Source organism: Microbacterium sp. (genome assembly GCF_052099035.1).
Taxonomy (GTDB): Bacteria; Actinomycetota; Actinomycetes; order Actinomycetales; family Microbacteriaceae; genus Microbacterium.
On the sequence record NZ_JBQDSX010000019.1, the window covers coordinates 13,366 to 25,951 of the forward strand.

Annotated in this window: 14 protein-coding genes; 8 read left to right on the forward strand and 6 right to left on the reverse strand. The window is 66.2% G+C overall.

The window, feature by feature from the left end:
* Nucleotides 1–17: 17 nt before the first annotated feature.
* Together ACTIAO_RS08105 and ACTIAO_RS08110 are read left to right on the forward strand one after the other, a co-directional pair.
* On the forward strand, nucleotides 18–647 hold the full coding sequence (locus ACTIAO_RS08105; RefSeq protein WP_441905779.1) for a hypothetical protein: 630 nt from the start codon (nucleotides 18–20) through the stop codon (nucleotides 645–647).
* Nucleotides 625–1,113 carry a DUF6157 family protein gene (locus ACTIAO_RS08110; protein WP_441905780.1) on the forward strand — a complete coding sequence of 163 codons (489 nt, stop codon included), beginning with the start codon at nucleotides 625–627 and terminating at the stop codon, nucleotides 1,111–1,113. Before ACTIAO_RS08105 ends, ACTIAO_RS08110 begins: the two co-directional genes overlap by 23 nt.
* Here the strand turns inward: ACTIAO_RS08110 and ACTIAO_RS08115 are convergent.
* The gene (locus ACTIAO_RS08115; RefSeq protein WP_441905781.1) at nucleotides 1,103–2,788 is read right to left on the reverse strand and encodes an ABC-F family ATP-binding cassette domain-containing protein; all 1,686 of its coding nucleotides are present in this window, start codon (nucleotides 2,786–2,788) and stop codon (nucleotides 1,103–1,105) included. The genes ACTIAO_RS08110 and ACTIAO_RS08115 overlap by 11 nt on opposite strands.
* A gap of 267 nt (nucleotides 2,789–3,055) precedes the next feature.
* Here ACTIAO_RS08115 and ACTIAO_RS08120 point away from each other — a divergent pair, with 267 nt between their 5' ends.
* Entirely contained in the window at nucleotides 3,056–3,310 is a 255-nt protein-coding gene (locus tag ACTIAO_RS08120; protein WP_441905782.1) for a hypothetical protein, read from the forward strand.
* Here the strand turns inward: ACTIAO_RS08120 and ACTIAO_RS08125 are convergent.
* Nucleotides 3,299–3,952, reverse strand: a complete 654-nt coding sequence (locus ACTIAO_RS08125) for an alpha/beta hydrolase (RefSeq protein ID WP_441905783.1) — start codon at nucleotides 3,950–3,952, stop codon at nucleotides 3,299–3,301. The genes ACTIAO_RS08120 and ACTIAO_RS08125 overlap by 12 nt on opposite strands.
* Before the next feature lie 44 nt (nucleotides 3,953–3,996).
* Here ACTIAO_RS08125 and ACTIAO_RS08130 point away from each other — a divergent pair, with 44 nt between their 5' ends.
* Nucleotides 3,997–4,596, forward strand: a complete 600-nt coding sequence (locus tag ACTIAO_RS08130) for a DUF4916 domain-containing protein (RefSeq protein WP_441905784.1) — start codon at nucleotides 3,997–3,999, stop codon at nucleotides 4,594–4,596.
* A 175-nt stretch (nucleotides 4,597–4,771) separates the two neighbouring features.
* Here the strand turns inward: ACTIAO_RS08130 and ACTIAO_RS08135 are convergent, their stop codons facing one another.
* Complete coding sequence (locus tag ACTIAO_RS08135) at nucleotides 4,772–5,509, reverse strand: SDR family NAD(P)-dependent oxidoreductase (protein WP_441905785.1); 738 nt, start codon at nucleotides 5,507–5,509, stop codon at nucleotides 4,772–4,774.
* Between the two features lie 252 nt (nucleotides 5,510–5,761).
* Complete coding sequence (locus tag ACTIAO_RS08140) at nucleotides 5,762–6,829, reverse strand: threonine aldolase family protein (RefSeq protein ID WP_441905786.1); 1,068 nt, start codon at nucleotides 6,827–6,829, stop codon at nucleotides 5,762–5,764.
* 48 nt (nucleotides 6,830–6,877) lie between these two features.
* On the opposite strand from ACTIAO_RS08140, the gene ACTIAO_RS08145 reads away from it, so the two are divergent.
* A complete protein-coding gene (locus ACTIAO_RS08145) occupies nucleotides 6,878–8,221 on the forward strand; it encodes an MFS transporter (RefSeq protein WP_441905787.1) in 1,344 nt (447 codons plus the stop codon).
* Nucleotides 8,218–8,814, forward strand: a complete 597-nt coding sequence (locus ACTIAO_RS08150) for a GNAT family N-acetyltransferase (RefSeq protein WP_441905788.1) — start codon at nucleotides 8,218–8,220, stop codon at nucleotides 8,812–8,814. The genes ACTIAO_RS08145 and ACTIAO_RS08150 overlap by 4 nt, the downstream gene beginning before the upstream one ends.
* 343 nt (nucleotides 8,815–9,157) lie before the next feature.
* Here ACTIAO_RS08150 and ACTIAO_RS08155 read toward each other — a convergent pair whose 3' ends face one another.
* Nucleotides 9,158–9,799: an SDR family oxidoreductase gene (locus ACTIAO_RS08155; RefSeq protein WP_441905789.1), complete on the reverse strand. Its 642-nt coding sequence runs from the start codon at nucleotides 9,797–9,799 to the stop codon at nucleotides 9,158–9,160.
* 237 nt (nucleotides 9,800–10,036) lie between these two features.
* Nucleotides 10,037–11,488 (reverse strand): DUF6421 family protein, encoded by a 1,452-nt coding sequence (locus tag ACTIAO_RS08160; protein ID WP_441905790.1) that lies wholly within the window; start codon nucleotides 11,486–11,488, stop codon nucleotides 10,037–10,039.
* 71 nt (nucleotides 11,489–11,559) lie between these two features.
* On the opposite strand from ACTIAO_RS08160, the gene ACTIAO_RS08165 reads away from it, so the two are divergent.
* Both ACTIAO_RS08165 and ACTIAO_RS08170 read left to right on the forward strand, forming a co-directional pair.
* Nucleotides 11,560–12,015 (forward strand): Lrp/AsnC family transcriptional regulator, encoded by a 456-nt coding sequence (locus ACTIAO_RS08165; RefSeq protein WP_441905791.1) that lies wholly within the window; start codon nucleotides 11,560–11,562, stop codon nucleotides 12,013–12,015.
* A gap of 191 nt (nucleotides 12,016–12,206) precedes the next feature.
* Nucleotides 12,207–12,497: a DUF4287 domain-containing protein gene (locus ACTIAO_RS08170; protein ID WP_441905792.1), complete on the forward strand. Its 291-nt coding sequence runs from the start codon at nucleotides 12,207–12,209 to the stop codon at nucleotides 12,495–12,497.
* The last annotated feature ends 89 nt before the right edge of the window (nucleotides 12,498–12,586 follow it).

Here is a 12,586-nt window from a genome sequence, read left to right on the forward strand (position 1 = left end):
CGATATCGTCGATGACCATGGATGACGCGGAGTTCGAGAAGGTCTACGGAGTCTGGGAACCCCGGACACCCGATGACGTGGCGAGGCTGTTCGCGGACTACCCGGGAACCTGGTGGATCGCCGGCGGGTGGGCGCTCGAGGCGTTCACCGGGGTGAGGCGTCACCACGAAGACATCGATCCGTCCGTGCTGCGCGACGAGCTCCCGCTCCTGCGCCGCCACCTCGCCGGGAGACTGCATATCTGGACGGCATCCTCCGGCGCACTGAAGCCGCTGCTTTCGGAAGACCGCCCGGATGCGTCCGCGGACGAGGTGCTGCTCGAGGGCAGTGGACAGGTGTGGACCCGGCCGGACGCGGCCCACCCGTGGGAGTACGACATCCTGCTCAGCCCGGGATCGACCACGGAGTGGATCTACAAACGCGATCAGACGATCCGGATGCCGATGGCCGACGCCCTTTGGTCGAAGGACGGTGTCCGTTATCTCCAGCCCGAGATCCAGCTGCTCTACAAATCCAAAGGTCAGCGGCCGAAGGACGATGCCGACTTCGACGCGACGCTCCCGTTCCTCGATGAGTATCGTCGCGGCTGGCTGCGTGCCGCGCTCGAGCGCACGCTGCCCGAACATGACTGGCTACGAAAGCTCTGATCTGATCCGCACTCTCGACAATGTCGGCGGGCTGGTGAATGGTGGTGTCATGGCTGAGCACACGACGAACTACCAGAGCACTTTCATCGAGGTATCGGAGGACTGTCCGATCGATCATGGCGCCGAGCCGCCGATCGCTGAGAACCTGTCGATCGCCGCGCTGCACTACCGGCTGATCTCCGAGCGCCCGTACGAGCTCACCTCCGACGATGTGATCTTCGAGACTCATGCGTTGCGCAAGGGGATCGACTCGAATGACGCGGATGCCAGGGCGGAGTTCTTCTCGAAGGGGCAGCCGTGTCTGCGTTCGTCGCCCCTCGGCAAGCGATATGGCTGGGGGACGCACCACGACGCCGAGGGACGCGTCGCAATCGTGCCGCGCGACTCGGACGAGTACGCGGCGCTCGCCGCAGACCCCACCCTCAATCACACGAAGGCGATGCGCAGCAGCCGGGCTACGGTCTGACGGCGATCTCGCTCAGCCTCCCGTCCGCGTCGAGTTCGAGGGCGAAATCGAGATCGAGCCGGGCGAGGAACGCATCGTCATGGCTGACGATCAGGACGGCTCCGCGATAGGCGCGCAGCGCTTCAATGACCTGATCGACGGTGTCGAGGTCGAGATTGTTCGTCGGTTCGTCGAGCACCACGAGGTGGGGTGCAGGGTCGGCCAGAAGCAGCGTTGCCAGCGCCGTGCGGAACCGCTCCCCACCGGAGAGCGTGCCGACCGGCCGATCTGTCGCGTCGCCGCGGATGAGGAAGCGCGCCAGCCGGTTGCGCAGCTCTTTTTCCGGAATCTCGGGCGCTGCCAGTGTGACGTTCTCGATCACCGAGCGCGACTCGTCGAGGCCATCGATCCGCTGCGGCAGGTATCCGATGCGGTCCGTGTGGGCGTGCGCCGTGAGCTTCGATTCACAACTCCTCATCAACTCGTCCGAATCGGGTGGAGTGGAAGATTCTCGCCCGGTGCGTCCCGTTTCTGAGGACTTGTGAACACCGGAGGCCACCAACTGCCGCAACAGCGTCGTCTTGCCGACGCCGTTGCGACCGATCAGCGCGACCCGCTCCGGCCCCTGGATCACCCACTCGCGCTCACTGTCACCGAGAGTCGCGATGCGCCGGCTTCGGGAGACATCGGGGTCGGGCAGCTCGATATTCATCGACGCATCTCCGCGAACGCGGCGTCCGGCCGCGTCGAGGGCGCTGCGTGCTTCCGCCTCCTTCTCCGCAACCTCGGTGCGCAGCCGCCCGGCAGATACCTGCGCGGCCATTTTTCGTCCGTTCGCGACGATCTTCGGCACGCGTTTCTCAAGAAAGGCCTTGCGTCCCATCTGGGCACGCCCGGCCAGTTTCGTCTCGGCCTCGATGCGCTGGCGCTTCTCCTTCTTCAGCGACTGCTTCGCATCGCGCTCGTGCTGCCGTGCGGCATCCTGTTCGGCATCCAGCCAGGCGCGCCACGCGGAGTACGGGCCACCGAAGACGCTCAGCGCGTGGGCGTAGAGCTCGGCGGTAGCATCCATCAGCTCGAGGAGTGCGACGTCGTGGCTGACGACGATGAGCGTGCCCTTCCACGACCGCACCATGTCGGCGAGTCTCGCGCGTGCATCGCGGTCGAGATTGTTCGTCGGTTCGTCGAGCAGCGTGAGCGGCGCACGTCGAAGGCGGATGCCGGCGATCGCGACCAGCACAGCTTCGCCGCCGGACAACTCGCCGACGGTGCGGTCGAGGAACGACGGGTCAAGACCCGCCTCGGCGAGGGATGCTTCGGCGCGAGCCTCGATGTCCCAGTCGTTGCCGACCGCGTCGAAGTGCGTGGGGTCGACATCGCCGGACTCGATAGCGCGCACAGCGTTGAGCGCTTCCGCAACGCCGAGGAGCTCGGTGACGCGGCGATCGACATCGAGAGTCAACTGCTGCGGGAGATAGGTGACATCGCCCGTGGTGTGCACGACGCCCGACGTGGGCTCGAGGTCCCCGGCGATGAGGCGAAGCAGCGTGGACTTGCCTGAGCCGTTGCGGCCGACGAGGCCGGTGCGTCCGGCGCTGAAGGCGCCCGAGATTCCGCCGAGAGCGGTGGAGCCGTCCGGCCAGGTGAAGGTGAGGCGGTCGAGAGTGACCGATGCAGGTGTGGTCGGTGTTGACATGGGTGTCTCCGGAGATGTGCGGGTGCACTGACACCGGTCGCCGAAAAGCGCCAGAAAGGCGGAGGCGAAAGCCGTAGTAGGAAGGGTCGTGTCAGCGCGCGGAAAGATGGGCGCGGAGGCACCGACTCAGATCAAGGAACTTCCCAACACGGCGAACAGGACTCGTCGACGCTACCCGGGCGTGTCGCTTGCGTCAACAGTCGGGCGTGTCGCGATGTCCGTCGTGAGGCGGATGCTGTGCGCCTCACCGCCCCGTACCGTGGAGTCATGGCCAATGATCAGATGAGTGGCAACGAGATGCGCCAGCGTCTCAGCTGGGGTGCGGGGATCGCGATCGGCATGGGCGTAGGCGTTGCCACGGGCTCCGCGCTGGACAACATGGCACTCGGAATTGCGATCGGGGTGGCGATCGGCGTCGTCTTCGCGATCGCCATCGGGTCGGTCGGCCGTCGGCGCGGGCCCCGGGCGGACGATGAGACGCCGGACGGGGTGGGTGCGCCAGACCCCAATTCAGACGTCTGAGTCGTCGCGCCACTTCTCCAGGAATACCCGCACGTCCTGCAACTCGTCCTCCGAGACGCTGTGCGTGAGCCCGGGGTAGACGCGGCCAGTGAGCTCGGAATGGTCGGGCAGCCACTGCGCCGTGTGGTCGACCAGCGGCTGAGGGATGACGTCGTCGTTCGTGCCGCGACCCCAGAACACCCGCGGCCGCGAGACGCGCAGGTCCTCATCATCCTGCAGTTCTCCCGGTGTGGCGTAGCCGCTGAGTGCGACGATCGCGCCGAAGCGCGCAGCATCCAATCTCATCGCTTGCAGGGAGACAGCGGCGCCCTGCGAGAAACCGAGCAGGGCGACTTTCGGGGCATCGGCAGCCTCGGCATCCAACCAGCGCAGGAGCGCCTGCGCGGCATCGGTCACGCCGTCGGGATGCCGGCCATTCACCTCTTCAATCGGATACCAGGAGCGGCCGGGCGCCGGCCACGGCGGCGACAGGGGAGCTGCGACGGATGCCACTGCGATGCCCTCGGGCAGGAACGGCCGCAGCCCGAAGAGATCGTTCTCATCGGAGCCGTAGCCGTGCAGCATCACCAAGAGGGGCAGGCCGTCGCGTTCTGCGGGAGCCCACCGGGTGGCATCCGCATCGATCGTCAGAGAGTTACTCACATGCCCATCCTGCCAGCGACGACCGACACTGGTAGAAATAGAGCATGGCGGTGCGCACACCAGATCCAGATCCCAATGACGAGGGCGATGACCTCTCGCAGTTCAACGAGCTTCCCTCCGACGCGAACAATCCGGCCTGGCTGAGCGAGGTCGAGCTTGCCGAGGCCCGGCGCCGAATGCCGATGCTGTACGTCGAAGCGATCCCCGTGCGCACAGATGGCACCGGGCAGGTCACCGAGGTCGGCATCCTGCTTCGTTCCACACCGCTCGGTGAGATGACCCGCACGATCGTGTCGGGGCGCGTGCGGTTCGGCGAGACGATCCGCGATGCGCTGTTCCGGCACATCGAGAACGACCTGGGGCCGATGGCGTTCCCGCTGCTTCCACCGCAGCCTTTGCCGTTCACGGTGGCCGAGTACTTCCCGATGCCCGGGCTCAGTGCGTACCACGATGAGCGCCAGCACGCTGTCTCGCTCGCATTCGTCGTGCCGGTCACCGGGACCTGCGAGCCCCGTCAGGACGCGCTCGAGGTCACCTGGTTCGCTCCGGAGGAGGCGGCATCCGATGCCGTCGCAGCCGAGATGGAAGGCGGCCGCGGCACCCTGATCCGCACCGCTCTCGCGACTCTCGGCCTGCTCCGCTAGGTTCGCCCGCCCGCCCCGCCTGCCCGCGCGGCGCCCCGCGCGCCCCGCCCGCCCGGCCCGCCCGGTTGCATCCGCCGAGGCCCCCTCTGCGCGTCGAGGCCCCTCCGTACTCACGTAAATACGGAGGGGCCTCGGTGACGCGAGGGGGCCTCGGCGCCAGATCAAGCGCGCCGGGTCAGCCTGCGGTGTAGCCGCCGTCGACCACGAACTCGCCGCCGGTGGCGAAGCTCGCGTCATCGCTGGCGAGGAAGGTGATCATCGCTGCGATCTCCTCGGGCTTGCCGAGGCGCCCCACCGGGGTTCCGGCGATGAGCCCGGCACGGTCGGTGTCGCCGAGGATCGGGGTGTCGATGAATCCGGGGTGCACGGAGTTGACCCGCACGCCCTCCTTCGCCCATCCCAGTGCCGTGGTCTTCGTGAGCAGGCGCACGGCGCCCTTGGCTGCGTGATAGGCGGGGCTGACGCCCGAGCCGACGATGCCGTACATCGAGCTGGTGTTGACGACCGAGCCGTTGCCGCTCTTCTTGAGGGCCTCGGCTGCAGCCTTCATGCCGAGGAAGACGCTGGTCTGAGTGACGGCGACGACCTTGTCCCAGGTCGCGAGAGAGGTGATCTCGAGAGGTTCGGTGTCGCCGATGCCGGCGTTGTTCACGAGGATGTCGAGCCCGCCGAATGCGTCGACCGTCTTGGCGACGGCATCCGCCCACCCATCTTCGCTGGTGACGTCGAGGTGGACGAACAGGGCCTTGCCGCCGTCCTTCTCGATCTCTGCGACGACCTGTGCGCCGAGGTCATCCTGCACGTCGGCGATCACGACCGCTCCGCCTTCGGATGCGATGCGCTGCGATGTCGCCTTGCCGATTCCGCTGGCGCCACCCGTGACCAGGGCGACGCGTCCGTCGAAACGAGTCATGATCTCCTCTTTCCTTGTGGGATCGACCCGGCGTGCGCCGGGCCGTGCACTCGTTACAACAGAGCGAGGAGGGATATATTCAAATGAATGAATCTCGGGCGGTTCGCCGAGGCCCCCTCTGCGCACCGATGCCCCTCCGTATTTACGCAAATACGGAGGGGCCTCGGTGACGGGAGGGGGCGTCGGCGAGCGCGCGGGCCCCGGGCGAGCGCGCGGCCCCGGCGAGCACGGCGCCCGCGCGAACGCGCCGCGTCAGGCGGTGGTCAGCCGGGCGATCTCGGCGATGAACGCGTCGACGTCGGACTCCTGGGTGTCGAAGCTGCACATCCAGCGGACCTCGCGGCGCGCAGCATCCCAGTCGTAGAAGCGGAACGCCTTGCGCAACTCATCAGCGACACCCTCGGGGAGCGTCGCGAAGACACCGTTGACCTGAGTCGGCTGGGTGAACGAAACTCCGCGGATCGTGCCGTCAGCGAGTCCCGCCTCGATTCCGGCGCGCAGTCGCGCAGCCATCGCGTTCGAGTGGCGCGCATTGCGCAGCCACAGGTCGCCCTCGAGCAATGCGATGAGCTGCGCCGAGACGAAACGCATCTTGGATGCCAGTTGCATGTTGTACTTGCGCCCGTAGATGAGGCCGGTGGATGCTTCGGGATTCAGCACGACGACGGCTTCACCGAGCATGGCACCATTCTTCGTGCCGCCGAAGCTGAGCACGTCGACACCGGCATCCCGGGTGAATGCGCGAAGCGGCACGTCGAGAGCGGCTGCGGCATTGGAGATGCGCGCCCCATCCAAATGCAGGTGCATGCCGTGGCCATGGGCATGATCGGCGAGGGCGCGGATCTCCGACGGCGTGTAGAGCGTGCCGAGTTCGGTGGACTGCGTGATCGAGACGACGAGCGGCTGGGCTCGGTGCTCATCGCCCCATCCCCAGGCCTCGCGGTCGACGAGTTCGGGGGTGAGCTTGCCGTCGTCGGTGGGAACGGTGAGCAGCTTCATGCCGCCGATGCGCTCGGGCGCACCGCCTTCGTCGACGTTGATGTGCGCCGTGGATGCCGTGATGACGGCGCCCCACCGGGGGAGCATCGACTGCAGACCAACGACATTCGCGCCGGTGCCGTTGAAGACGGGGAAGGCCTGGATGCCGTCACCGAGGTGACCGCGGAAGACCTCTTGCAGGCGCTCGCTGTAGAGGTCCTCGCCGTAGGCGATCTGGTGGCCGTCGTTCGCGGCGGCGATCGCCGCGAGAACTTCGGGGTGGATGCCGGAGTAGTTGTCCGATGCGAATCCCCGGATCGCGGGGTCATGAAGGGTGCTCACCTCAATAGCCTATGTGCAATGTCCGAGCCCGAAGCTAGTCTTTTTGGCATGGAGCGAACCGCGGCACGGCGGGCGTTCGCAGGCGTCCTGATCAACACGCTCATCGCCAATGTGACGACGAGCTTTCTCTGGTTTGCACTGACGTTCTGGGTGTATATCCAGACCCAGTCTGTGCTCGCCACAGGAATCATCGGCGGCGCGTATATGCTCCTCGTCGCCGTCTTTGCGATGATGTTCGGCACCGTCGTTGACCGGCATCGAAAGCACGCGGTGATGTTGCTGTCGAGTGTCGTCTCGGCGGTGGCATTCGGCGTTGCTGGCGTCCTCTATCTCTTCTTCACCGAAGATCAGCTGCTCGACCTCGGTGCACCCTGGTTCTGGCTGTTCGCAGCCGTCATCCTGTTCGGCGGCGTGATCGAGCAGCTGCGCAATATCGCGCTGTCGACGACGGTGACGCTTCTCATCGATGAGGAGAAGCGGGCCAATGCCAATGGGCTCGTCGGCACGGTGCAGGGCATCGCGTTCCTCGTCACCAGCGTCTTCTCCGGACTGTCCATCGGGTTCCTCGGCATGGGATGGACGTTGATCATCGCGATCGTCTTCATGGGGGTAAGCTTCGTCCACCTGCTGTTCATCCGGATTCCGGAGGCCGAGCCGGTACCCGATCCGAATTCATCCGGTTCCTTCGATTTCCGCGGCAGCGTGCAGGCGATCCGGCTCGCTCCGGGGCTGTTCGCGCTCATCATCTTCTCGACGTTCAACAACCTCATCGGCGGCGTCTACATGGCGCTGATGGACCCCTATGGACTGACGCTGTTCGATGCGCAGATGTGGGGCATTGCGCTCGCGTTCGGATCGACAGGCTTCCTCATCGGCGGTGCGCTGGTGGCCAAGTTCGGCCTCGGCAAGAGGCCGGTGCGCACGATGCTGCTCGTCGTCATTGCGATGGGCCTCCTCGGCGCGGTGTTCATGCTGCGCGAGTGGTGGCCGTTGTACGTCGTCGGGATCTGGTTCTACATGATGCTCGTGCCGCCCGTTGAAGCGGCTGAGCAGACGGTGATCCAGAAGGTGGTGCCGTTCGCGCGACAGGGACGCGTGTTCGGAACGGCTGCGGCGTTCGAAGCGAGCGCTGCTCCGATCACTGCTTTCCTCATCGCGCCGCTCGCCGAATTCCTCATCATCCCGTACATGGATAGTGCCCAGGGGCAGCACCAGTGGGGGTGGCTGCTCGGCGAGGGAGAAGCCCGCGGGATCGCGCTGGTATGCCTGGTCGCCGGCCTCTTCATGGTCGTCGCCACGACGCTGGCGTTCTTCACCCGCTCCTACCGGACGCTCACGAAGCTGTACGAGCGGGCGCCGGAGCAGCACGTGAACAGCGAGGTGGCGCAGTGAGACAAGCCGTCCCGTTCCGCGTCGTCCCGGCGAACGAGGCGTCGTGGGATGACCTGCAGTCGATCCTCACCGGAGCTGCGGGACGATGCCAGTGCGAGCGGCAGCGGCTGGGCGATCACGACTGGTGGGACATGCCGGTCGAGGGGCGGATGGCCCTGTTCGAGAGCGAAGTGCACTGCGATGATCCTCGTGCGGAGGAGACGATCGGGGTCGTCGCCTACCTCGAGAGCGAGCCCGTCGGGTGGTGCGCGGTCGACCGCCGCGGCGTCTATGGGCGCCTGCGTGGATCGCCGGTGCCGTGGAAGGGCCGCAGCGAAAACCCGGACGACGACTCGGTCTGGGCGATCGCGTGCCTGGTCGTGCGGCGCGGATTCCGTGGCCGGGGTGTGACCTATGCCCTCGTTGAGGGAGCGGTCGAACACGCGCGGCTCGGCGGCGCAGCGGCGGTCGAGGGGTACCCGATGCTCACACACGGTGCAAAGACCACCGGGGACGAGATGAGCGTCGGACCGGTCGCCCCGTTCCGTGCAGCGGGATTCCGCGAAGTCTCCCGGCCGACGACCCGCCGCGTCGTTGTGCGCCTCGACCTCTGATCGCCTCGCGCTGCTGTTCCCCGCGTCGCACTGCTGTGGTCGCTGTCGTCGCGCTGCTGTTCTCTGCCCGCGCTGCTGTTCCCCGTCCGCGCTCCTGTAGTCGCTGTCGTCGCGCTGCTGTTATCTGCCCGCGCGGCTGAAACTTCTGCAGCGCGGGCAGAAATGAGCAGCGCGACGCGCGCGCGAGCTCAGCTCCGTGCGACGCGCAGCTACAGTTCTGTACTCGCGCTGTTGTTCCCTGCGTCGCGCTGCTGTTATCTGCGTCGCGCTGCTGTTATCTGCCCGCGCGGCTGAAACTTCTGCAGCGCGGGCAGAAATGAGCAGCGCGACGCGCGCGCGCGGGTCAGCTCAGATCGATCACGCGGTCGTTGAGCTCGGCGGCGGGGGCGTCCCAGAGTCCGACGACGGCGGGCGCGAGCACCTCCGGGTCGAGTGCTTTCACCCGGAAGACGACGGATGCTGCGCGCAGCGGCTCGCCGGCATCCCGGGCCGTCTTCGCGAACCCCTGCGCAACCGCGCGAGCCCATGCCTCGCTGGCAGCTTTCACCGTGGCGTAGTTCGCACCCCCGGCGAGCGGTCGCGCGACGGCGACCGACGACACGATCGCGAAGCGTCCGGCATCGGATGTCTGCAGCGCGGCGTCGAAGGCGCGCGATGTTGCCCGTACAGCTTCGAGCGCCGGCAGGAGAGCTGCGAAGTCCGCATCGCTCTGCCCGGCCAGCCCGCCGCCACCGCGCCACCCTCCGACCAGCGAGATCACCCCGTCGACAGTGCCGAGACGCTCAGCCAAAGCCGTCATTTCGGCGAGCGAGGTCGCATCGGCGACGACGGTCTCGGCTCCAGCATCCCGCGCGTCGGCGAGCCTCGACTCCGAGCGCCCCGTCGCCACGACGTGGGCGCCCGCCGCGACCAGCGCCCGCGTGACCGCGATGCCCGCGGCACTCGTCCCTCCCGCGAGCACGACCGTCCGTCCCTCCTCGGTCATCGCTCGCACGGCTCGTCTTGATCGAGCACGAATTTCGCAGAAGCTCTCGTTCCTCGCACGTGTGGGGCGGAAACCTGCGAAATTGTGGCTGATCTGCGAGCGAGGCGCGCGGCTGTCGCACTCATCGCCCGCTCACCGGGCCGAGCTCGAGCGTCAACTTCGGAGAAGTGCGCTTATTTCGGACGAACTCCCCGGAACGATCCGAAGAAGCTGCACATCTCCGAAGAACGTGCACGCTCATCCGTCCGTCCCCCGAATCCCCGCGGTCGATTCGATCACGGGCCTCATCTTCTTCTCCAGCGCCTCGAAGAACATCGACAGCGGGAACTCATCGTCCAGCACCGCATCGGTGTAGCCCTTGGGGAGTCCGGCGAGCACCTCATCCGACAGGCCGCGAGCCCAGACAGACGCAGGATTCGGCGTGAGCGCCGAGCGCACCAGGGAGTAGGCAGCCAGCCAGTGCGCCTTCTTCGGACGGTCGATCGATCGCCAGTACAGCTCATCAATGGCATCGCTCAGGGCGATCACGGCATCCGGCACGCCGTCCCAGTCGAATGTCAACTGAGTGTCGGTCCAGTGCAGCACCCCGCGCTGGTGCAGCCATGCGAACAGCAGCTGTCCGCCGAGTCCGTCGTAGTTGCGGACGCGCGAGCCGGTGATCGCGAAGCGGAAGATCCGGTCGAAGATCACCGCGTACTGGACGAGCCCGGCGTGCTCGAGCATCTCCTGCTCGGTATTCGACAGTGCTTCGACAGGCTCAGCAGCCGAACGTGCAGTGAGCCGCTTTTCGATCGCCACCGACTCCCGGAACGCGGTCAGGTCGCAACGCAGCTCTTCGAGCGAGTACAGGAAGTACGGCATCCGCTGCTTGATCATGAACGGGTCAAACGGCAGATCCCCGCGCATGTGCGTGCGGTCGTGGATGATGTCCCACATCACGAACGTCTTCTCGGTGAGGTCCTGGTCATCCAGCATCCGCGCGGCAGCGTCCGGCAGATCGAGCTTCGTGATCTCGGATGCTGCGCGCACCACGCGCCGGTAGCGGGCAGCCTCGCGGTCCTGGAAGATCGCGCCCCACGTGAACGACGGAATCTCCCGCATCGCGACGGTCTCGGGGAACAGCACGGCGGAGTTCGTGTCGTAACCGGGGGTGAAATCGATCAGCCGCAGCGAGACGAACAGCTTGTTCCCGTAGTCACCGGCCTCGAGCTCGGCGATGAACTCCGGCCAGATGGCCTCGACGATGAGCGCCTCCACCAGGCGATCGGATGACCCGTTCTGCGTGTACATCGGAAAGACAACGAGATGCCGGATGCCGTCGACACGATGCTGCTGCGGCTGGAAAGCCACCAGCGAATCGAGAAAGTCGGGAACGCCGAATCCCTCTGCCTCCCAGCGCTCGAAGTCACGGACGGATGCTGCGAGGTACTCGGCATCGTGCGGGAAAGCAGGAGCCAGGGCGCGGATGCCGGCGACGATTGCGGCGACATGCGTACGCGCATCGGTGTGGACATCGGCGGAAGGGATCGACCCGTCCTTTACCTGCAACTCGCGGATCGCGATCGCGGCATCCTTCAGCATCCGCCAGGCCGCGCTCGACTCGGCCATGGCAGCGTCTTCCACGACCTCGGGTTCGACGGGCGACGTGCTCAGGGGTCGGGCAGCGAGCTGAGGGGGAGTAGTGGGCATCGGTGCCTCCGATTGCAGACATCACGGAAAATATCCGGTGAAACGGTAACTATGCAGATATTCTTCCACCTATGGAAGATGTTGTCGACCGCCAGATCATCATCGAGATCTCCCGCGATGCCCGGGCGACGCTCGCTCAGCTGTCCGAAGCGGTCGGTCTGTCGACGTCGGCGGTGCAGAGCCGCCTGCGCAGGCTCGAATCCCGCGGCGTGATCGCGGGTTACCGTCCGCTCCTCGATGCCGAGGCGCTCGGCAAGCCGCTGTCGGCATTCATCGAGATCACTCCGCTCGATCCCGGTCAGCCCGATAACGCTCCCGAGCTCCTCGAACACCTCGCCGAGATCGAGGCGTGCCATTCGATCGCCGGCAACGCCAGCTACATGCTCTTCGTCCGCGTTGCCTCACCGCGTGCGCTGGAGCAGCTCGTGAACGGCATCCGCCTGACGGCGAACGTCAGTACGCACACGACCGTGGTGCTGCAGACGTATTACGAGAACCGGCCGATCGCGGTCGACGCCGACGACTGATCTGGCAGCTCGCCGCCTCGCACAACTCCGGAGAAACACACTGATCCGGGCTGGAAGCGCACCAGTTTCCGCCGATCTGCAAAAAAGCTCCGGAGTTGTGCAGGGCGCGGGCCATGCTTGCACTGGCATCCACGCCTCTGCCACCATCATCCAGACGTTCCGCGACTGACCGCTCACCCAAGGAGAACACGATGTCATTTCAGGCATACCTCGACGCCGTCGAGACCAAGACCGGACTCACTCCGCGACAGCTCATCGATCTCGCAACAGAGAAGGGATTCGACGCGACGACGAAGGCCACGCCGATCCTGGAATGGCTGAAGACCGACTACGACCTCGGACGCGGACACGGCATGGCAATCGTGCACGTGATCACGAAGGGGCCGCAGATCTCCGCGAAACATGTCGACTCCGGCGGGACGCATGCGGATGCCGGTGACACCCTGTGGCTGGACGGCAAGGACAGCAACCCGAACGCATAGCGTCGACGCTTCGACAAGCTCAGCGATCGAGCGAGACGCGGAGACGCGCGCAACCGAGCGACGCGCATCGGCTCCGCTAGTAAACTTCC

Excerpts from the sequence above, each read along its gene's own strand:
- ACTIAO_RS08105 (WP_441905779.1), top strand. The coding sequence starts at position 18 with ATGGATGACGCGGAGTTCGAGAAGGTCTACGGAGTCTGGGAACCCCGG.
- ACTIAO_RS08110 (WP_441905780.1), top strand. The coding sequence starts at position 625 with ATGACTGGCTACGAAAGCTCTGATCTGATCCGCACTCTCGACAATGTC.
- ACTIAO_RS08115 (WP_441905781.1), bottom strand. The coding sequence starts at position 2,788 with ATGTCAACACCGACCACACCTGCATCGGTCACTCTCGACCGCCTCACC.
- ACTIAO_RS08120 (WP_441905782.1), top strand. The coding sequence starts at position 3,056 with ATGGCCAATGATCAGATGAGTGGCAACGAGATGCGCCAGCGTCTCAGC.
- ACTIAO_RS08130 (WP_441905784.1), top strand. The coding sequence starts at position 3,997 with ATGGCGGTGCGCACACCAGATCCAGATCCCAATGACGAGGGCGATGAC.
- ACTIAO_RS08135 (WP_441905785.1), bottom strand. The coding sequence starts at position 5,509 with ATGACTCGTTTCGACGGACGCGTCGCCCTGGTCACGGGTGGCGCCAGC.
- ACTIAO_RS08145 (WP_441905787.1), top strand. The coding sequence starts at position 6,878 with ATGGAGCGAACCGCGGCACGGCGGGCGTTCGCAGGCGTCCTGATCAAC.
- ACTIAO_RS08155 (WP_441905789.1), bottom strand. The coding sequence starts at position 9,799 with ATGACCGAGGAGGGACGGACGGTCGTGCTCGCGGGAGGGACGAGTGCC.
- ACTIAO_RS08160 (WP_441905790.1), bottom strand. The coding sequence starts at position 11,488 with ATGCCCACTACTCCCCCTCAGCTCGCTGCCCGACCCCTGAGCACGTCG.
- ACTIAO_RS08165 (WP_441905791.1), top strand. The coding sequence starts at position 11,560 with ATGGAAGATGTTGTCGACCGCCAGATCATCATCGAGATCTCCCGCGAT.
- ACTIAO_RS08170 (WP_441905792.1), top strand. The coding sequence starts at position 12,207 with ATGTCATTTCAGGCATACCTCGACGCCGTCGAGACCAAGACCGGACTC.